The organism is Bradyrhizobium sp. LjRoot220 (genome assembly GCF_964252915.1).
In the GTDB taxonomy this organism is placed as follows: domain Bacteria; phylum Pseudomonadota; class Alphaproteobacteria; order Rhizobiales; family Xanthobacteraceae; genus Bradyrhizobium.
Window position 1 is genome coordinate 64871 of the sequence record NZ_CAXUPS020000012.1, and the last position, 18460, is coordinate 83330.

The following is an 18460-nucleotide window of genomic DNA, read 5'->3' on the forward strand; positions in this document are numbered from 1 at the left end:
GCGGGAGGGCTTGCGCCGAAGCTTAGCGAGAACTTCGATGGGTCGCGAGAGCGGGCCACCTCACGCAGCGCTGCGGCGCGGCTTTGCCTTGGGCTTCTCCGGCACCTTGATGGCCGGGGTGCTTCGCGCGCCGGGGCCGGGGTGAGTATGAACCTCCTTGGCCGAAAGCGGCTCACCGCATTCGGAGCACACCATGACCGGATCGAAGTCCTTGCCGCATTTGCGGTGCTGGTGCAGCAGCGGCCGCCCGCGTTCGTCGACCATGTGGGTGTCACCCCAGTGCACGATGGCCATCATGATTGGATAGAGATCGAGTCCTTTCTGGGTGAGAATATATTCATGCCGTTTGGGCGACTCCTGATATGGAATGCGGCGCAGCACGCCCAGCCGAACCAGCTTCTTCAAGCGTTCGGCAAGCAAGTGGCGCGTGATTCCAAGCGCTGACTGAAAACCCTCGAAGCGGCGCGTACGCAGAAAGCATTCGCGCAGGATCAGCAGCGTCCAACGGTCGCCAATCACGCCGATGGTTCGAGCCATCGAACATGGCTCGTCCTCAAGTTCATCCCATTTCATTCCTGGTCTCCGGTCGTCCGGCGCCCGCTCCACTCGAATCATCCAGGGAACTGCAAGCCGCTCAGACCATTCTAGATAGGTACTAAATTCGAAACAATACCCCGGTGAGCAGCTCAAACCAGCGGAATTCGGCATGGATTTGACAGTTCAATTTTAGAACTGTAAGAACGAATTGAAGCCGGAGTACGGCTTAGCGGATCACCAGACCTGACGATTCATTCGCTCTACGGGAGGAGCTGACATGCCCCTGAAAGTTGAATTCCTGTTCGATTTCGGCAGCCCGAACGCCTATCTGGCGGAACTGGTCCTTCCGGGAATAGAATGGCGCACCGGCGTGAAATTCGAGTATGTCCCGGTTCTGCTCGGCGGCATCTTCAAGGGGACCGGCAACATGTCACCGTTCGACTCGCTGCGCGGAATCAAGAACAAGCCGGAATACCAGGCGCTCGAGACCCAGCGCTTCATCCGCCGGCACAACATCACGAAATTCCGTCAAAATCCCTTCTTTCCGGTCAACACGCTGATGCTGATGCGCGGCGCCGTCGCCGCCCAATTCGAAGGCGTGTTCGAACCCTACTTCCGTGCTGCCTACCATCATATGTGGGAAGAGCCCAAGAAGATGGACGACCTCGAAACCTTCCGGAACGCATTCACCTCCTCAGGCATCGATATCGACCGGCTGATTGCGCGTGCGCAGCAGGATGACGTCAAGAAGGGATTGATCGATCGGACCACCGACGCGGTCAACCGCGGAGCATTCGGCTCGCCAACTTTCTTCGTTGGAAAGGAAATGTTCTTCGGCAAGGACCAGCTCCGTGACGTCGAGGAGTCGATCGTCGAACAGACCAGTCAGCTGGTCTCGAAAACGGCCTAAGGTGGGAATTCAGGCTTGCAGCGCCCGGCCGATTTCCGGGCCTGCATGAGAAACACTCAGTCGGCCCCATAACGAAATAAACTCAGGGAGAATGCCCATGCCTGGCCCACTTAGCGGAGTTCGGGTCCTGGATTTGACAGGCGTGGTGTCGGGTCCTTACGCCACCATGTTTCTGGCGGATCAGGGGGCCGACGTTCTGAAGATCGAGCCGATTGGCGGCGATATTACGCGGCGCAGCCGCGCTACCATTGACAAGGATGGCGAGTTCTCTGCGCTTTTTATCTCTTCGAACCGCGGCAAGCGCTCCCTGTCGATCGACGTCAAGAGCGCGGCCGGCCGCGAGGTTCTCGCCAAGCTGGTCGCGCAGGCCGACGTCCTGGTGCAGAATTTCCGCCCCGGCACGATGGAGCGCCTTGGTCTTGGCGTCGATGAGTTGCGCCAGCGCCATCCGCGCTTGATCTATGTTTCGATCAGCGGCGTCGGCGAGACCGGCCCGTATGTGAAGAAGCGGGTCTATGATCCGATCATTCAGGCGCTGTCGGGCTTTGCCGATATCCAGTCGCAGCCGGTCACGAACCGTCCGCAGATGATCCGCACCATCGTATGCGACAAGACCACCGCGGTGTTCACCGCGCAGGCAGTGGCAGCGGCGCTCTACGCACGCGAAAAGACCGGGCAGGGCGATCACATCCAGGTCGCGATGCTGGATGCGATGATTTCATACCTGTGGCCGGAAGGCATGATGCAGTACACGGTGGTGGGAGCCGAGGCCGCCGCCGCCGACCCCAACGACCGACCGGATCTCGTGTTCAAGACCAGCGACGGCTACATCACGGCCGGTACCATCTCGGATTCCGAATGGCAGGGGTTTTGCCGGGCCTCCGGCGATCCCGAGCTTGCCAACGATCCCCGCTTTGCGACTCCGGGCGCGCGCTCGGTCAACGCCACGGCCCGCATCAACAAGATGGCGGAATACATCGGCCAGCGCACCACAGCCGAATGGCTGGAGCGCCTCGACGTTGCCGACGTGCCCTGCGCGCCGATCCTGCGCCGAGGCGAAATCATCCACAACGAACAGGTAATCGCGCGCGGCATCATCGCGGAGTTCGACCAGCCGAAGGTCGGTCGGGTGCGGCAGCCGAAGCCAGCGGCCCGATTTGCGGTCAATGAGGCCGCGATCGGCGGGCCTGCCCCCCGTGTTGGCGAGCACTCGCGCGACGTGTTGCGCGAGTTGGGTTATGACGACGGCGCGATCGACAGGATGGTCGCCGAGCGCAGCGTCCGCGTGGCGATCTGACCTCGAATTCCCTGCACGAGTGGCGTGCGGCTTCTAAAGTTTCGCCGCGACCGGCGTGATCGGTACTAACGGGGCATTTGCCGCGACGGCTCGCTGAAAGGCCTCCCGTTGCTTGATCCGTTCGAGATAGGGCTGCGCGTTGTCGCAGATGCCGACGCCATAGGCGACGGCCCACTCAAGGCAGGTCGTGAGCAGGATGTCAGCGCTGGTAAACCGGTCGCCCATCAGGAATTGCCGGCCGTCTGCGAGCGCGACTTCGACATGGCGCAACTGCTGGCGGAAATACTCGCCGGCCTGGGCAACGACCTCGGGCGCAATGCCGTAGATCGGACCGAGTGCATCGGCCCGATGTCGGCGCATGACGTAAAGGCTGGTTGAATCCAGCTCCGCGACGATAAAGAAACACCATTCCAGCCACGCGGCATATTCTCGGGTGCTTTCAGGAACCAGCGAGCGCTCCGCCGTGGAGTACATTCGCGACAGGTAGGCAACGATCGCAGCGCTCTCACCGATGCAGAAGTCGCCGTCCTGAAGCAGCGGAATCTTCTGGCGCGGATTGAGTCTGGTGTATTCAGCGGTCTTGGTCTCGCCCGTTCGCGGCCCGATCGGCCTTGTCTCGTAGGCCAGGCCCAGTTCGTGCATGGCCCAATGCGGACGAATGGTGCGGCTTGTCCCGACGCCCCACAGGGTCAGGTTTGGTATCGCGTTCATGTTACCACTTCTCCACGGACGGACGCAGATCGAGCTCGTGGGTCCAGCCATCCCTGCTTTGCTGGTGGGTGAACCAGTAGGCGTCAGCAATGGAAGACGTCTTGGTCAGGCTATCCGGGGGAATTGCGCTTGCCTCGATCCCCTTCGCCGCTTTCATACGCTGGTGAATAGCCTCGCTGTCGACGCCGGCGTCGATCAGGAGATGCACGACGTGAATGTTCTTTGGTCCGAGTTCGCGCGCCATCGCCTGGGCCACGGCCCGAAGTCCGAACTTTGCTGATGAAAACGCCGCAAACCCCTGGCCGCCACGCACACTGGCCGTCGCACCCGTAAAGAAGATGGTGCCGTGTCCGCGCGGCAGCATGACGCGGGCAGCTTCACGTCCGACCAGGAAGCCGCCGTAGCAGGCCAATTCCCAGGCCTTGAAGAACAGCTTCTCGGTTGTCTCCAGCAATGGCTTGTTGACGTTCGATCCCGCGTTGAAGAGGCAGACCTCGATAGGTCCGAACTCTTTCTCGATCCGTGCGAATATACCCTGGACCTCTGCTTCCTGGCGGGCATCGACGCTGAACGCGTGAATGTTATGTCCGGCATCCCTCAGTTCGGCCACAAGCCCCTGCGACTTGGACGCGTCACGCCTGCAAATGCAAACCGTATAGCCGCCCTTGGCAAAACGCCGCGCGACCGCCGCCCCAATGGCATCGCCCGCGCCCACCAATATTGCTACGCCGCGGTTCGCCGTCATTCCGTTTCTCCCCCAATAAGTTCCTATTTGATACTTTTACACTACCGATCGGATGATCCCTTGTAAACGACGACCCTCAGCAATTCGTCGCGCTATAATAGGGCAGCTTGGTTGCCCCTTCCGACTTCGTGAAGCCGAAGCGGTGATTTAGTGATTGACGAGTTCTAAAAAAGAACGGTAGGGTCGACCAAGCATCCCGCATTACGCGAGCGGGCGATCGTTGATGGGAGGGTCAGTCGTGGCGGAGCTTTCTGAGACGATCCATCTCGACGAGATTGCTGCCGGCTTGCCGAGCCGCATCCATGAGGTTACGGCAAGACAGGTTGCCAATGCTCCCGAGCGGATTGCATTGGTCGAAAACGGCGCATCCTGGAGCTACCGCGATCTGCAGCAACGCGTTACCGAGATCGCCGCCGTCCTCTCGTCGCTGGGGATCAGGCCGGGCGACCGGATGATCATTGTCAGTGAAAACTGTATCGCGCTCGCTGCCTTGCTGCTGGCGACGAGTCGGCTTGACGCGTGGGCCATCGTCGCCAACCCGCGATTGTCCGCACGTGAACTGGACCAGATCCGCGACCATAGCGGCGCCCGCCGGATGTTTTTCACGTCAGGCATTTCGAAGGAAGCCGAGGCGCATGCGTCGCGCAATGGCGCGAAGAGTAGGAAAATAGGCGCACTGCGGGAGATTGGCGTTGGCCCGCTTAACGAAAGCGCAACCGTCGAGCCGGTGGAGGCCGAGCCGGCGAAACAAGTCGCGGTGCTGATCTATACCTCGGGAACAACCGGGACCCCGAAGGGGGTGATGCTCTCGCATGACAACCTGCTGATCAGCGCAAAGACCACCGCCTACATCCGCAAAATGAATGAGGACGACAAGATCTATCTCGTCTTGCCGATCTCGCATATCGTCGGCATCTCGCTCCTGATCATGACGCTCATGGTCGGCGGCACGGTGCGCATGGTCAGCAAGTACGATCCAGCCGCGGCCGCCGCGGCGATCGCGGAGGAGGGCATAACCATCCTCAATGGCGTGCCTGCCACCTATCAACGCCTTCTGGAATACAAGAACGTATCGGGCCTGAAACAGCTCAATCCGGGCTCGCTACGCTTGATTGCGGTGGCCGGCGCGCCGCTCGACCTCAATCTCAAATCGCGTGTCGAGAAAGAGTTTGGTTTGCCGCTTCTCAACGGCTACGGGATCACCGAATGTTCGCCGGGGATTTCGGGCGTACGCCTCGATGCGCCGCGCGCCGACCAGGCGGTTGGCACTGTGCTGCCGGGAGTAGAGGCGCGGGTCAGAACACTCGACGGCATTCCGACGGCAAGGGGTGAGATCGGAGAACTGCATGTCCGCGGGCGCAACGTGATGCTCGGCTATTATCGTGCCGCCGAGCTGACCGCAAAAGTCATCGACAGCGAGGGCTGGTTCAATACCGGAGATCTGGCGCGTTTCGATGGCGACTGCCTGTACATTGTCGGCCGCACCAAGGAAATGATTATCCGTTCGGGCTTCAACGTCTATCCCGCCGAGGTCGAAGCGGTCCTTAGTTCACACAAGGACGTTGTACAATGCGCCGTGGTCGGCCGTGCCGTCGACGGCAACGAAGAGATTGTCGGCTTTGTGCAACTGCTACCGGGATCGCAGGCGACGCCGGAGGATCTGATGAGTTACATCCGATTTCAGCTCACCTCATACAAGCGCCCGTCCGAAATCATCATCCTTGATGCCTTGCCGGCCACCTCAACGGGCAAGATACTCAAGCACAAACTCGTGGAGTCGTCGCGCACCGAAGGTGGCGGAACCCCTGCAGCGCGGACGGCCGAATTCTCGCAGACAACTGTCTAATTACCGGGAGAACACCCTTGCAGAAGAGAAACGCAACCGTGGCCGTGATCGGCGCCGGGGACTACATAGGCGGCGAGATCGCCAAGAAGTTCACCTCCGAGGGCTTCACGGTGTTCGCCGGACGCCGCAACGGCGCCAAGCTTGAGCCGCTGGTCAAGGAAATCGAGAAGGCCGGCGGTGAAATTCACGCGCGCTCGCTCGATGCGCGCAAGGAAGAGGAGATCATCTCCTTCCTTGGCGACGCCGACAAGCACGCGCCACTGGAAGTCTGCATCTTCAACATCGGCGCCAACGTCAACTTTCCGATCCTGGATACAACCGAACGCGTGTTCCGCAAGGTCTGGGAAATGGCCTGCTATTCCGGCTTCCTCGCCGGCCGCGAGGCGGCTCGCCTGATGCTGCCCCGCGGCAAAGGCAACATCTTCTTCACCGGCGCGACAGCGAGTCTTCGCGGTGGGTCGGGATATGCGGCCTTCGCCAGCGCGAAGTTCGGTCTACGGGCCGTTGCACAGGCGACCGCGCGCGAGTTGGGGCCCAAGAATATCCACGTCGCGCATCTCATCATCGACTCCGGGGTCGACACTGAATGGGTGCGGCAGCGGCGAATTGAGGCACTTGGTCCGAACGCCCTGGATGATCCCGATCTGCTCATGCCACCGTCGTCGGTCGCGGAGTCCTACTGGCTGCTCTATCAGCAGCCCAAAAGCGCCTGGACGTTTGAACTGGAGATCCGTCCGTTTGGCGAGAAGTGGTAGCGGGGGTCTCGCACAATGGAGCTCAATCTTTCCAGTGAGGAGGCTGCATTTCGAGACGAGGTGCGCGCCTTCATCGCGGAGAACTATCCGGCGGAAATGCGCGTTCCCAATCCGGAAACCGACCTTTCCAAGGAGCAGATGCTGCTCTGGCACCGTATCCTGCACCAGAAGGGATGGATCGCGCCGCTCTGGCCCAAGGAGTGCGGCGGGCCGGGCTGGTCGATCACGCAGCGCTTCATCTTTGAACAGGAGACCTCACGCACCGGGACACTGCCGCCACTCGCATTCAGCGTGACCATGGTCGGCCCGGTCATCTATACATTCGGCAACGACACGCAGAAGCAAAGGTTTCTGCCGCGGATTCTCTCCGGCGAGGATTGGTGGTGCCAGGGCTATTCGGAGCCGGGCTCCGGCTCCGATCTCGCATCGGTCCGCACCAAGGCGGTGCGCGACGGGGATCACTACATCGTCAACGGCCACAAGACCTGGACGACGTTGGCCCAACATGCCGACTGGATCTTCTGCCTGGTGCGGACCGATCCTTCGGCAAAGGCCCAGGCCGGCATCTCCTTCCTGCTGATCGACATGAAATCGCCCGGCGTCACCGTGCGACCCATCATCACCATCGACGGCTCCCACGAAGTCAATGACGTGTTCCTGGAGGACGTGCGCGTTCCCGCGGAAAATTTGATCGGCGAGGAAAACAAGGGCTGGACCTACGCAAAATTCCTGCTGGGGAACGAGCGGACCAGCATGGCCGGGATCGGCCGGTCGACGCGGTATCTCACGCGTCTCAAGCAGATCGTGAGAACCGAAGTCGGTGAAGACGATCCGGCGTTCGGAGAGTTCATCAGGGAGATTGCACGCGTTGAACTCGATGTGCTCGCGCTGGAGGCGACCGAACTGCGAATCGTCGCGCAGATGTCGCGCGGCATCGACCCGGGTCCGGCCGCGTCGCTGTTCAAGATCAGGGGCACCGAGATATTCCAGCGCATCACGGATCTGACGCACCAGGCAATCGGCAACTACGGCCTGGCGATCCGCGAGCACCCGGTGAGCGCCAACCGCTTCATGCCGGGGCCGGAGTACGGGCACACCGCGACCGAGAAGTATTTGAACTCCCGAAAACTAAGCATTTACGGGGGATCGAATGAAATCCAGCGCAACATCATCGCAAAAGCGGTCCTTGGTCTCTGACCACATCGCACGAGGCATCGGATGGATATCCAGTTGACGGAAGAACAGGAATTGCTCCGCTCCAGCATTCAACGATTCCTGCGCGAGCAATATGATTTTGACGAGCGCCGCAAGATCGTTGCGACCGATGAAGGCTGGAGCCGCAAGCACTGGAAATCCTTTGCCGAACTCGGGCTCTGCGCGGCGCCGTTCCAGGAAAGCTCCGGCGGCCTTGGCGGCGGCGCGCTTGCGACGATGATTGTGATGCAGGAGTTTGGCCGCAACCTCGTCGTCGAACCCTATTTCGAGACGGTTGTCCTCGCCGGCGGTCTGATCGAGGACGTCGGCTCGGCCGAGCAGCGCGAAGCATCCCTGCCTGATATCATGGAGGGCGATGCAATATGGGCGCTGGCCTGGGCGGAGGGGCGGTCACGCTATGATTTCAACAACGTCACCACCACCGCGCGACGCCAGGGGGACAAATTTGTTCTGAGCGGAACCAAAGCTGCCGTGGTCGGTGCGCCGTGGGCTGACAAGCTGATCGTCTCGGCGCGCACGTCGGGCGGACAACGCGATCGCGACGGTGTGAGTCTGTTTGTCGTGGATCGCCATGCAGCCAATCTCCACCTGCAGAGCTTCAAGACCGTCGACGGCCGGCGCGCCGCCGAACTCACGCTGATGAATGTCGAGGTGCCGGCCAGCCAGCTGCTAGGCAGCGAGGGCGAGGGCGTGGTGGCCCTGGAGGCGACCCGCGATCGCGCCATCGCCGCACTCTGCGCGGAAGCAGTCGGCGCGATGTCAGTGCTGAATTCGGCGACGCTTGAATACAGCAAAGCGCGCAAGCAGTTCGGGGTCGCCCTCGGGACGTTTCAGGTTTTGCAGCACCGCATGGTCGACATGTTCATTGCGCTCGAAGAGTCGATCTCGCTCACACAACATTTGAGCCTCAGCCTTGCAGCGCGGGAGGCAAATGGATCGAAGCTGGCATCGGGTGCGAAGTCGAAGGTCGGCACCGCCGCGCGCTTCGTCGCCGAGCAGGCCGTGCAGCTACATGGCGGCATGGGGATGAGCGACGAACTGAACGTCGGGCATTATTTCAAGCGGATAAACTCCATCAATATCCAGTTTGGCGATCCTGCCTATCATCTGATGCGATACGCCCAGCAAGGCTGACTGCCGTCCGAGGCGGTAATCCGACTGTCTTATCCAACCAAAGGTATAGCTATGACTGAAGCTGTTATCGTCTCGACCGCCCGCACCCCGATCGGCAAGGCATACAAAGGCGCGCTCAACCATACCGAGGGCGCCACCCTATTAGGGCATGCGATCTCCTCGGCGCTGTCACGCGCCAGGATCGAGGGCGCCGAAGTCGAGGATGTCGTGATGGGTTGTGCCATGCAACAGGGCACTACAGGGATGAACATTGCACGCAAGGCGCTGCTGCGCGCCGGACTTCCGGTGAGCGTGGCCGGAACCACCATCGACCGGCAATGCGCGTCCGGCCTTCAGGCGATTGCCCTGGCTGCGCGGTCCGTGATTTTCGATGGCGTGGAGGTCGCCATTGGCGGCGGCGGCGAATCCATCAGCCTGGTCCAAAACAACCAGATGAACAATTTTCATGCCGTCGATCCTGAACTGCTCGCGATGAAAGGAGACGCCTACATCGCGATGCTGGATACCGCCGAGATCGTGGCCAAGCGCTACGACATTTCGCGCGAACGACAGGATGAATATAGCCTGGAGAGCCAGCGCCGGACGGCGGCAGCGCAGCAGGCGGGCCGCTTCAACGATGAACTCGCGCCGATCAAGACCACGATGGCCGTGACGGACAAGGCGACGAGTGCCGTGTCGTATCAGCAAGTGACGCTGTCGGCCGACGAGGGGCCACGTCCCGATACCACCGCTGAGGGCCTCGCAGGCGTCAAGCCGGCCAAGGGGCCGGGCTTCACCATTACGGGTGGCAATGCGAGCCAGCTCTCCGACGGCGCCAGTGCCGTCGTCATCATGAGCGACAAGCTGGCGGCGCAGAAGGGACTAAAACCGCTCGGGATTTTCCGCGGGTTTGTCGCGGCGGGCTGCGAGCCGGACGAGATGGGAGTGGGGCCGGTGTACGCCGTGCCCCGGCTGCTCAAGCGTCACGGACTCAAGATCGACGACATCGGTCTCTGGGAATTGAACGAGGCATTCGCGGTGCAAGTGATCCATTGCCGCGACAAGCTCGGGATCGACCCGGAAAAGCTCAACGTCAATGGCGGCTCGATCGCAGTCGGACATCCCTACGGCATGACCGGGGCGCGGCTGACCGGCCACGCCCTGATCGAGGGGCGCCGGCGCAAGGCCAAGTATGCTGTTGTTACCATGTGTATTGGCGGCGGCATGGGCGCCGCGGGCTTGCTCGAAATCGTCCACTGACGAACAACAGGCCGGGATATCTGTGAAACCACATCGGAGGCACGCGTGAAGACTGCAATCACTGAGATGTTCGGTATCGAACATCCGATCATCCAGGGCGGAATGCACTATGTGGGGTTTGCCGAACTCGCGGCCGCGGTGTCGAACGCCGGCGGGCTCGGCCTCATCACGGGCTTGACGCAGCGGACGCCAGAATTATTGGCCAAGGAGATCGCGCGCTGCCGGGACATGACGGACAAGCCGTTCGGCGTGAACCTGACGTTCCTGCCGACCTTCAGCGCGCCGCCCTATCCGGAATACATCGCAGCCATCAGGGAGGGCGGGATCAAGGTCGTTGAAACCGCGGGTCGCAGCCCCGAGCAGTATATGCCGGCCTTGAAGGCGGGTGGCATCAAGGTGATCCACAAATGCACCTCAGTTCGCCACTCGCTGAAGGCCGAGCAGATCGGCTGCGACGCCGTCAGCGTCGACGGCTTCGAATGCGGCGGCCATCCCGGCGAAGACGACATGCCCAACATGATCCTGCTGCCGCGCGCGGCTGAGGAACTGTCGATACCGTTCGTTGCCTCCGGCGGCATGGCAGATGCGCGAAGCCTGGTCGCGGCGCTGGCGATGGGCGCCGCCGGCATGAACATGGGAACGCGTTTTATCGCCACCAAAGAAGCGCCGGTACACCAGAACGTCAAGGATGCCCTGGTCAAGGCATCGGAACTCGACACCCGTCTGGTCATGCGCGGGCTGCGGAATACCGAGCGCGTATTGAACAACAAAGGCGTCGAGCATCTGCTCGAGATCGAACGAGCAAAAGGCAAGCAACTCAAGATCGAAGACATCCACGATCAGGTGGCGGGCGTCTATCCCAAGGTGATGATCGACGGCGATATGGACGCCGGCGCCTGGAGTTGCGGCATGGTCGCGGGCCTGATTCGCGACATTCCGACGGTAAAGGAACTGATCGATCGGATCATGGCGGACGCCGAACGCATCATCCGCCAGCGCCTGACCGGCTTCCTCGATGATGCGAAGCAGAGGCCGACCGCCGCCCGCGCGATCGCGTGAGCGTTCTGACCGATATGTAGCTGTCGGATGTGCTGACGAGGGCTATGCCTACGCATAGTCATGGGCGTTTGATTGTTGTTGATCAAGCTCGACTGGCGACGATCAATGCGTCCGGCAGCCTCAGGGCGAGGGGAATTCATGGATTTGGCTGACTTCCACTACTACGAGCCCTCGAAGGGACATGGACTCAGGCATAATCCGTTCAACGCGATTGTCGCGCCGCGGCCGATTGGCTGGATTTCGTCGCGGAATGCGGCCGGTCAACTGAATCTGGCCCCATACAGCTTCTTCAATGCGTTCCTTTACGACCCCCCGATCATCGGATTCTCCTCAATTTCGTGGAAGGACACCGTCAAGAACGTCAGCGAGACCCGTGAGTTCGTCTGGAATCTGGTCACGATGGATCTGGGCGAGCGCATGAACAAGACAGCGGCACCCCTCGATCACGGCGTCAGCGAGTTCGAGACAGCAGGCCTGACGCCAATACCCGGGCGCCATGTGGCTGTGCCGCGGGTAGGCGAGAGCAGGGCCGCGATGGAATGCAAGGTCACGGAGGTTTCTCAGCTGGCGAATGCGCGCGGTGAGAAGGTCGAAGGGTGGTTCGTCCTCGGCGAGGTCGTCGCCGTATACATCGATAAGTCCTTGATCGAGGACGGCGTTTACAACACTGCACTTGCGCGCCCCATACTGCGCGCCGGCCGTGGTGGGGATTACCTCGAGGTCAGGACGGAGAACATGTTCGAGATGAAGCGTCCGGCTGGCAGCAGCAAACCGGAATTTCACGGTAGCTGATCAGCGGAACGACCGATGACCCGGCGTGTGAAAACGGCGGGCGTAGACTGCGCCTCTCCCGCTCGACGCGCTGGTAATCAACGCGGTGGTCACGAGTGTGCCCCTCAGTTACCTTGCAACAGTGCGCTGCTTGCACATGATTGTGATCGTCCGGGGCTCGTTTGGCGCGCTAGCTAGCTTGGTGGAGCTGTCACCCGCGATTTCAAGTGAAGCATGGGATAATGCTCGTAATGGCCGGCGCCGTTCTTCACGATGGGGTCTTCCGAAGTGATTGTAGCGATGTCCTGATCATCGGCGATCTGGTAGAGCGACACGCCATAACCGCCGCTTGGGTCCATCACGGGGCCGTGGGCCACGATCAGTCCCTTGTCGAGCAGGTTATTCAAGAAATCTCCGTGCTGCTTCATCCATTTGCTTTCGTCCGCAGTCATGGTTGCGAGAAAGTCAGCGCGGGGCGGGATATACTTGCACAGATAGAACTTCATTTTTCGCTCCTTGGTGAAAGAGGTATGCTGATTCAGTTGGCGATTCACGACGTGAGCGACAAGCGGCCCATGTTGAGTCACAGCCATCAAGACCTCGGGATCCGCGCGTACAGGCCGAGCGCCAGCAGTGAAAACGCGCTCATCACGACGCCGAGCGCGAACATTGCCTCATGCGAGACCGTGGCGGCGAGCCACACGCCGATTGCAGCGTTCATCATTTGCCAGAAACCCAGCAGCGCCGAAGCGGCGCCGGCCTTCTCTCCGAACGGAGAGAGCGCCCGCGCGGTAGCCAATGGGCTGACAACGCCCATGCCGAGAAGAAAGACGCACATCGCGCCTAGAAACGGTAAGAAAGTCGGGCTGATCATCGAGATGAGCAGGATCGCAAGGCTGCTGGCGGCCGTCGCCCACAGTCCCGCCCGGATCGGGCCATCGAGCCCGTAGCGTGGTGCCAATTTCGTCGCCAGCATGCCCGCGGCGAATACGATAAAGACGGTGCCGGCGAAAAAGAGGCCGAGCTGGATCGGCGTGAAGTGCAACGCTTCGATGAACAAGCGCGGTGCTGCCGAAAACATCGAGAACAAGGCGCCTATGGTCAGGCTCGCGGTTGCAGCCGGGATAGCGAAACGACGATCGCCAATCAGGCTACCATAGGTTCTTGCGATGGCCACCGGATTGAGTGGAGTACGGATCGAATTGTGGGTTTCGCCGAGGACGATGCCGTAGGCGATGGCGCCGGCTGCGGCAAAGGCTGCGACAAGGGCGAATTCGGAGCGCCAGCCAAAACTGTGATCGAGTGCGCCGCCAAGCAGCGGCGAGAAACCGGGCGCTGCGGACATTACGATCATGATGAGTGCCATCGCGCGCGCCAGTGCCGGGCCGCTGAACATGTCGCGGGCGATCGCGCGAGACAACACTGACGTCGCGCAAGCGCCCGCAGCCTGCACGATGCGCCCGACCAGAAGATTAGGCAGGTCATTTGCCAGACCGCACCAGACGCTGCCGCCGATGAACACGGTAAATCCGATCAGGACCGGCCAGCGTCTTCCGTAGCGATCCGAAAGCGGTCCGACCAGGAGCTGGCCGATACCGAACACCGCAAGGAAGACGGTGATGGCGGATGTGACCGCCGCGCTGGTGACATTCAATGAGATCGCAATTTGTGGCAGCGACGGCAGCAAGATGTTGGTTGCGAGCGTTCCGGTGGCGGCCAGGACGGAAAGGACCGCGATCGGCAGAGCGCTGGAGACGGGAACGTCCAGCGCCGCGGTCTTGATCGTCTCGCTCTGGTCAGCCATGTGAACTTTCGTGCTGTTGGGGATAGGCAGGTGTCAAGACGGCGAGCGACGCGTTTCACGCCGCTCGCCAAGGCCGCTTTGACGGATCGGCCGTGCTATCGGCGGACGACGCGCTCGATCGCGATGGCGGTGGCTTCACCGCCGCCGATGCAGAGGGCTGCCACGCCACGCTTGAGGTTTTGGGCTTCGAGCGCATGCAGCAGCGTCACGATCAGGCGCGCGCCGGTGGCGCCAATGGGATGACCGAGCGCGCAGGCGCCGCCATTGACGTTCAGCTTCTCCCTGGGAATGCCGAGGTCCTTCTGCGCCGCCATCGCCACCACGGCGAAGGCTTCGTTGATCTCGAACAGATCGACATCGCCGACGCTCCAGCCGACTTTGTCCAATAGCTTGCGAATCGCCGGGATCGGCGCCGTGGTGAACCATTGCGGTTCCTGGCTGTGGGTGGCGTGGCCCTTGATCTCGGCCAGCACCGGAAGGCCGTCGCGATCCGCGAGCGAGCGCTTTGCGAGAATGAGCGCGGCGGCCCCGTCGGCATTGGCCGAGGAGGCGGCCGGCGTGATGGTGCCGTTGGCGCGGAACGCGGCTTTCAGCCCCGGGATCTTGGCGGGATCGACCTTGAGCGGGTGCTCGTCATTGGCGATGATCCGCGGCCCGGCCTTTTCGGTCAGCGTGATCGGCGCGATCTCGGCTTTGAATGCGCCGCCTTCGACCGCCGTGCGCGCACGCGTCAGCGTCTCCATGGCGTAGGCGTCCTGGTCCTTCCGGGTGAATTGATAGGCTTCCGCGGTGGCCTCGCCGAAATCGCCCATCGAGCGGCCGGTCTCATAGGCGTCCTCCAGCCCGTCCATCATCATGTGGTCGATGATGCGGTCGTGACCAGCGCGGTAACCGCCGCGTGCCTTTGCCAGCAGATAGGGCGCATTGCTCATGCTCTCCATGCCGCCGGACAGCACAATCGAGGCCGAGCCTGCAATGATGATGTCATGGGCCAGCATGGTCGCCTTCATGCCGGAACCGCAGACCTTGTTGACGGTGGTGGCGCCGGTAGCATCCGGCAATTTGGCGCCGCGGGCGGCCTGACGCGCCGGTGCCTGACCTTGCCCGGCCGGCAATACGTTGCCCATGAAAACCTCATCGATCCGCTCGGGCGCAAGCTTGGCCCGTTCCAGCGCCGCGCCGATCACGTGGGAGCCGAGCTTGTGGGCACTGAGAGGCGACAGCTCGCCCATGAAGCGGCCGAGCGGCGTACGGGCCGCGGCAACGATGACGACGGGATCGGAAGTGGTGGCTACCATGGCGAACTCTCCTGTTGATAGCTGTTGTTATATGACGATACTCATATAATATAGCCGGCATTGCAATGAAATATGCCGTGACCATCAAGGAAGCGCGGTTCCAGAATTACTCGGAGGGGAGGGGGACGGCTTGTACAGCCGAGCACCTTCAGGGCCTTGCACGGAGTGGCGATGCGATACGTAGAAGACCACAGGCGTCAAACCCGCCGCCGGATCGTTGAAAACGCCTCCTACGGTTTGCGCCAAAAAGGTGCAAATGGCCTCAGTGTCGTCGACTTGATGAGGCTCGCGGGCCTGACGCATGGCGGCTTCTACAATCATTTCGATTCACGCGCCGCGCTCGTCGGCGAGGCAATCGCCTTTGCAATGAACCAGATGACCGAGCGATGGACCAAACTGGCGAACGGGAAGCCCGACGGGGAGCGCTTCGAGGCGCTGATCGCCGATTATGTCAGTACCCGGCATCGCGACAATCCTAAACACGGTTGTGCGCTGCCAACCCTGGCCGTTGATGTCGCGCGATCGAGCCCGAGCGAGCAGCAGGCCCTGGCCTCCAGGCTGGAGGAGATGATCGATATCTTTGTCGATCTGCTTCCCGGCGAGCCGCCTCGGCAAGCCCGCCAAATCGCGACCGGCGCTATCGCAACCATGGTGGGATCGATCGTGCTGTCGCGCGCCGTCGGCGCGGGAAAACTTTCCGACCGCATCCTCGATGCCGGACGGGAGACCGCCGGCGGCCGCATTCGAAAGCCTCAGCGAAGAACAAAAAAGGCGTTGCGCTGCGAAAAATCATAACAACTAAGGGAGGTCACCATGACGGCCGGCAAATGGCTGAAGACAGCGTGCAACCTGTGCTACATCAATTGCGGCATAGAAGTCCTGGTGAATGACGGGCGACTCGAGAAAGTGCGAGGCGACCGTTCGAGCCCGAAATCGCAAGGCTATCTGTGCAACAAGGCGACCCGGCTTCCATATTATGCGCATCACAGGGATCGGCTCACGACGCCGCTGCGTCGCCGCGCCGACGGCGGCTTCGATGAAATCGGGTGGGATGTGGCGATCGCAGAAATCGCGGAGCGTCTGCGAGACATCGTCGACAGGTATGGCGGCAAGACTATCGCCCTGTACGGCGGCGGCGGGCAGGGCAACCACGCCGGCGGCGCCTACGCCAGCGGACTGTTGCGCGCACTGGGTTCGCGCAGCGTCTTCAACGCGCTTTCGCAGGAAAAAACCGGCGACTTCTGGGTCAATGGCCATATGTTCGGCAGCCAGACGTGCCACACCGCCGAGGACGTGCATCATTGCGATCTCTTGCTGGTCATCGGTGCAAATCCCTGGATCGCGCACGGCTTCCCAAACGCGCGCGATCATCTCAATCAAATCCGCAAGGATCCCGCACGCAAGCTGATCGTCATCGATCCCAGACGAACCGAAACCGCCGAAATGGCGGATCTGCATCTCGCGGTTCGTCCCGGCACGGACTCGTTTCTCCTTGGCGCGCTGCTGGCCACGCTGTTGCGTTCCGACCGGATCGACCACGCGTTCATTGAGGAGCACACGATCGGCTTCGCGGAGGTGCGGCAGGCATTGCTGAACATCCCCGTAGAAGAATGGGCTGCTGCCGCCGATATCCCGATCGCGGACCTCGAGAGTTGCGCGGCGATGATCGCCGCGGCGAAGGCTATGGTGGTTCGGGTCGAGCTTGGCATCCAGCAAGGCACCAACTCGACGCTCAACTCCTATCTCGAAAAGCTCTTGATCATGCTTTCCGGCAATTTCGGCCGTAAGGGCACCAACCAAATGCATAGCTGGCTTCAGCCGCTATGGGGAAATTCGCCTAACCAGACATTCGCGCCGACCGGCGACGCGATTATTGGAGGCCTGTTGCCGCCCAACATTTTCCCCGAGGCGGTGCTCAACGACCATCCCGACCGTTTGCGTTGCGCCTGGGTCGACAGTTCCAATCCCGCCAACACGGCCGCGAACACCGAGGCCGTGGAACGCGCGTTGCGCTCGCTCGACCTATGCGTGGTGGTCGACGTTGCGATGACCGAAACCGCACGGCTCGCGCATTACGTTCTCCCGGCGTCCTCGCAATTCGAGAAGACTGAATTCACCCTGTTCAACTTCGAATTCCCGACGAACTATTTTCACGTTCGCGCCGGCGTACTGCCGCCGCTTGCCGGCACCTTGCCGGAGCCCGAGATCTACACGCGGCTCGCCGTCGCGTTGGGGCTTCTGCCGGGTGACAACGTACTGGCTCCCTTGCGCGAGGCGGCGCGGCGTTCGCGAGCGGAGTTTGCCGTCGCCTTTCGTGCTTTCATCGCCGAAAACCCCGGCGCGGTTCCTGCGCTGGTGCTCTACCATACGCTGGGGCAGACGCTTCCGGATGGCACGGCGGCCGCGGCACCGTTGTGGGGTGCGGCGCTGGCTTGCGCGAAGCGATCGCCGCAACCGGTCCGGCGCGCGATCGGCGCGTCCGACGAGGTGGCGGATCATCAACTCGGCGATCTCCTGTTCGACACTATCGTGGCCACCCGGCAGGGCACGCCGGTTACCCAGCATGACTATGACGAGGTCTGGTCGTTGATCAGCCATTCGGATCGCAGGGTCCGGCTGGTGGTCCCGCAGATGCTGGAATGGCTCGCGCGTCTCGATCCGCAAGCCGCGGGCGCACCAAAAGAGTTCCCGTTCATGCTGGCGGCTGGCGGTCGTCGCATGTTCAATGCCAACCAGATCTTTCGCGATCCCGCGTGGCGCCGCGAGGATCCGGACGGCGCCATGCTGATCAATTCGAGCGATCTGAGCGCGTTGGGCGCGAAGGATGGCGACTGGATCGCCGTCGAGTCGGTCGTCGGGCGGCTCGTCGTCCGCTGCAAGGTCGATGACGCCATGCGGAATGGCCAGCTGGCGCTGCCGCATGGCTACGGTCAGGCATACCCCACGTCAGACGGAGAGCGCCTGATCAACGGGCCGCGCATCAATCTGCTGACCGAGAGCGGCAACCGCGATCCAATTGCGGGCACGCCCTACCACAAGAACGTCGCGGTGCGTCTGGCCCTGGTGTCCGCGCACGAGGCCGCCGTCCATCAGTCGCAGTCCGAGCGAATTCATATGAGAGCGGTCGGACAATAGCTCA

Annotated in this window: 18 protein-coding genes; 12 read left to right on the forward strand and 6 right to left on the reverse strand. The window is 61.7% G+C overall.

The annotated features are described in order from the left end of the window. Positions 1-60: 60 nt before the first annotated feature. A complete protein-coding gene (locus ACSQ84_RS32630; RefSeq protein ID WP_436215920.1) occupies positions 61-573 on the reverse strand; it encodes a winged helix-turn-helix transcriptional regulator in 513 nt (170 codons plus the stop codon). Between the two features lie 241 nt (positions 574-814). On the opposite strand from ACSQ84_RS32630, the gene ACSQ84_RS32635 reads away from it, so the two are divergent. Together ACSQ84_RS32635 and ACSQ84_RS32640 are read left to right on the forward strand one after the other, a co-directional pair. After that, a complete protein-coding gene (locus ACSQ84_RS32635) occupies positions 815-1447 on the forward strand; it encodes a 2-hydroxychromene-2-carboxylate isomerase (RefSeq protein ID WP_436215847.1) in 633 nt (210 codons plus the stop codon). Positions 1448-1544: 97 nt separating this feature from the next. Beyond that, entirely contained in the window at positions 1545-2744 is a 1200-nt protein-coding gene (locus ACSQ84_RS32640; RefSeq protein WP_436215848.1) for a CaiB/BaiF CoA transferase family protein, read from the forward strand. Positions 2745-2777: 33 nt separating this feature from the next. Here ACSQ84_RS32640 and ACSQ84_RS32645 read toward each other — a convergent pair whose 3' ends face one another. After that, entirely contained in the window at positions 2778-3455 is a 678-nt protein-coding gene (locus tag ACSQ84_RS32645) for a glutathione S-transferase family protein (protein ID WP_436215849.1), read from the reverse strand. Position 3456: 1 nt separating this feature from the next. Then, a complete protein-coding gene (locus ACSQ84_RS32650; RefSeq protein ID WP_436215850.1) occupies positions 3457-4200 on the reverse strand; it encodes an SDR family NAD(P)-dependent oxidoreductase in 744 nt (247 codons plus the stop codon). A gap of 286 nt (positions 4201-4486) precedes the next feature. Here ACSQ84_RS32650 and ACSQ84_RS32655 point away from each other — a divergent pair, with 286 nt between their 5' ends. From ACSQ84_RS32655 to ACSQ84_RS32685, 7 genes are all read left to right on the forward strand, one after another. Next, positions 4487-6046: a class I adenylate-forming enzyme family protein gene (locus ACSQ84_RS32655; protein WP_436215851.1), complete on the forward strand. Its 1560-nt coding sequence runs from the start codon at positions 4487-4489 to the stop codon at positions 6044-6046. 17 nt (positions 6047-6063) lie between these two features. Further along, positions 6064-6801 carry an SDR family oxidoreductase gene (locus ACSQ84_RS32660; RefSeq protein ID WP_436215852.1) on the forward strand — a complete coding sequence of 246 codons (738 nt, stop codon included), beginning with the start codon at positions 6064-6066 and terminating at the stop codon, positions 6799-6801. 15 nt (positions 6802-6816) lie between these two features. Next, entirely contained in the window at positions 6817-7998 is a 1182-nt protein-coding gene (locus ACSQ84_RS32665) for an acyl-CoA dehydrogenase family protein (protein WP_436215853.1), read from the forward strand. A 21-nt stretch (positions 7999-8019) separates the two neighbouring features. Continuing rightward, the gene (locus tag ACSQ84_RS32670) at positions 8020-9150 is read left to right on the forward strand and encodes an acyl-CoA dehydrogenase family protein (protein ID WP_436215854.1); all 1131 of its coding nucleotides are present in this window, start codon (positions 8020-8022) and stop codon (positions 9148-9150) included. 51 nt (positions 9151-9201) lie between these two features. After that, complete coding sequence (locus ACSQ84_RS32675; RefSeq protein ID WP_436215855.1) at positions 9202-10389, forward strand: acetyl-CoA C-acyltransferase; 1188 nt, start codon at positions 9202-9204, stop codon at positions 10387-10389. A 45-nt stretch (positions 10390-10434) separates the two neighbouring features. Further along, positions 10435-11448, forward strand: a complete 1014-nt coding sequence (locus tag ACSQ84_RS32680) for an NAD(P)H-dependent flavin oxidoreductase (RefSeq protein ID WP_436215856.1) — start codon at positions 10435-10437, stop codon at positions 11446-11448. Positions 11449-11586: 138 nt separating this feature from the next. Then, entirely contained in the window at positions 11587-12240 is a 654-nt protein-coding gene (locus ACSQ84_RS32685; protein ID WP_436215857.1) for a flavin reductase family protein, read from the forward strand. 173 nt (positions 12241-12413) lie between these two features. Here ACSQ84_RS32685 and ACSQ84_RS32690 read toward each other — a convergent pair whose 3' ends face one another. After that, positions 12414-12725 carry a YciI family protein gene (locus tag ACSQ84_RS32690; protein ID WP_436215858.1) on the reverse strand — a complete coding sequence of 104 codons (312 nt, stop codon included), beginning with the start codon at positions 12723-12725 and terminating at the stop codon, positions 12414-12416. 86 nt (positions 12726-12811) lie between these two features. Further along, on the reverse strand, positions 12812-13909 hold the full coding sequence (locus ACSQ84_RS32695) for a multidrug effflux MFS transporter (RefSeq protein WP_436215921.1): 1098 nt from the start codon (positions 13907-13909) through the stop codon (positions 12812-12814). Here ACSQ84_RS32695 and ACSQ84_RS32700 point away from each other — a divergent pair. Beyond that, positions 13839-14027, forward strand: coding sequence for a hypothetical protein (locus tag ACSQ84_RS32700; RefSeq protein ID WP_436215927.1), 189 nt, complete (start codon positions 13839-13841; stop codon positions 14025-14027). The genes ACSQ84_RS32695 and ACSQ84_RS32700 overlap by 71 nt on opposite strands. Positions 14028-14118: 91 nt before the next feature. Here the strand turns inward: ACSQ84_RS32700 and ACSQ84_RS32705 are convergent, their stop codons facing one another. After that, the gene (locus ACSQ84_RS32705) at positions 14119-15321 is read right to left on the reverse strand and encodes an acetyl-CoA C-acyltransferase (protein ID WP_436215859.1); all 1203 of its coding nucleotides are present in this window, start codon (positions 15319-15321) and stop codon (positions 14119-14121) included. Positions 15322-15492: 171 nt separating this feature from the next. Here ACSQ84_RS32705 and ACSQ84_RS32710 point away from each other — a divergent pair, with 171 nt between their 5' ends. After that, the gene (locus ACSQ84_RS32710; RefSeq protein WP_436215860.1) at positions 15493-16116 is read left to right on the forward strand and encodes a TetR/AcrR family transcriptional regulator; all 624 of its coding nucleotides are present in this window, start codon (positions 15493-15495) and stop codon (positions 16114-16116) included. Positions 16117-16134: 18 nt separating this feature from the next. Further along, on the forward strand, positions 16135-18456 hold the full coding sequence (locus ACSQ84_RS32715; protein ID WP_436215861.1) for a molybdopterin-dependent oxidoreductase: 2322 nt from the start codon (positions 16135-16137) through the stop codon (positions 18454-18456). The last annotated feature ends 4 nt before the right edge of the window (positions 18457-18460 follow it).

What these genes read in the sequence shown, in the direction of transcription:
- ACSQ84_RS32630 (WP_436215920.1), bottom strand. Translation starts at nt 573, where the DNA reads ATGAAATGGGATGAACTTGAGGACGAGCCATGTTCGATGGCTCGAACC.
- ACSQ84_RS32635 (WP_436215847.1), top strand. Translation starts at nt 815, where the DNA reads ATGCCCCTGAAAGTTGAATTCCTGTTCGATTTCGGCAGCCCGAACGCC.
- ACSQ84_RS32640 (WP_436215848.1), top strand. Translation starts at nt 1,545, where the DNA reads ATGCCTGGCCCACTTAGCGGAGTTCGGGTCCTGGATTTGACAGGCGTG.
- ACSQ84_RS32645 (WP_436215849.1), bottom strand. Translation starts at nt 3,455, where the DNA reads ATGAACGCGATACCAAACCTGACCCTGTGGGGCGTCGGGACAAGCCGC.
- ACSQ84_RS32650 (WP_436215850.1), bottom strand. Translation starts at nt 4,200, where the DNA reads ATGACGGCGAACCGCGGCGTAGCAATATTGGTGGGCGCGGGCGATGCC.
- ACSQ84_RS32665 (WP_436215853.1), top strand. Translation starts at nt 6,817, where the DNA reads ATGGAGCTCAATCTTTCCAGTGAGGAGGCTGCATTTCGAGACGAGGTG.
- ACSQ84_RS32670 (WP_436215854.1), top strand. Translation starts at nt 8,020, where the DNA reads ATGGATATCCAGTTGACGGAAGAACAGGAATTGCTCCGCTCCAGCATT.
- ACSQ84_RS32675 (WP_436215855.1), top strand. Translation starts at nt 9,202, where the DNA reads ATGACTGAAGCTGTTATCGTCTCGACCGCCCGCACCCCGATCGGCAAG.
- ACSQ84_RS32685 (WP_436215857.1), top strand. Translation starts at nt 11,587, where the DNA reads ATGGATTTGGCTGACTTCCACTACTACGAGCCCTCGAAGGGACATGGA.
- ACSQ84_RS32690 (WP_436215858.1), bottom strand. Translation starts at nt 12,725, where the DNA reads ATGAAGTTCTATCTGTGCAAGTATATCCCGCCCCGCGCTGACTTTCTC.
- ACSQ84_RS32700 (WP_436215927.1), top strand. Translation starts at nt 13,839, where the DNA reads ATGGCGGATGTGACCGCCGCGCTGGTGACATTCAATGAGATCGCAATT.
- ACSQ84_RS32705 (WP_436215859.1), bottom strand. Translation starts at nt 15,321, where the DNA reads ATGGTAGCCACCACTTCCGATCCCGTCGTCATCGTTGCCGCGGCCCGT.
- ACSQ84_RS32710 (WP_436215860.1), top strand. Translation starts at nt 15,493, where the DNA reads ATGCGATACGTAGAAGACCACAGGCGTCAAACCCGCCGCCGGATCGTT.
- ACSQ84_RS32715 (WP_436215861.1), top strand. Translation starts at nt 16,135, where the DNA reads ATGACGGCCGGCAAATGGCTGAAGACAGCGTGCAACCTGTGCTACATC.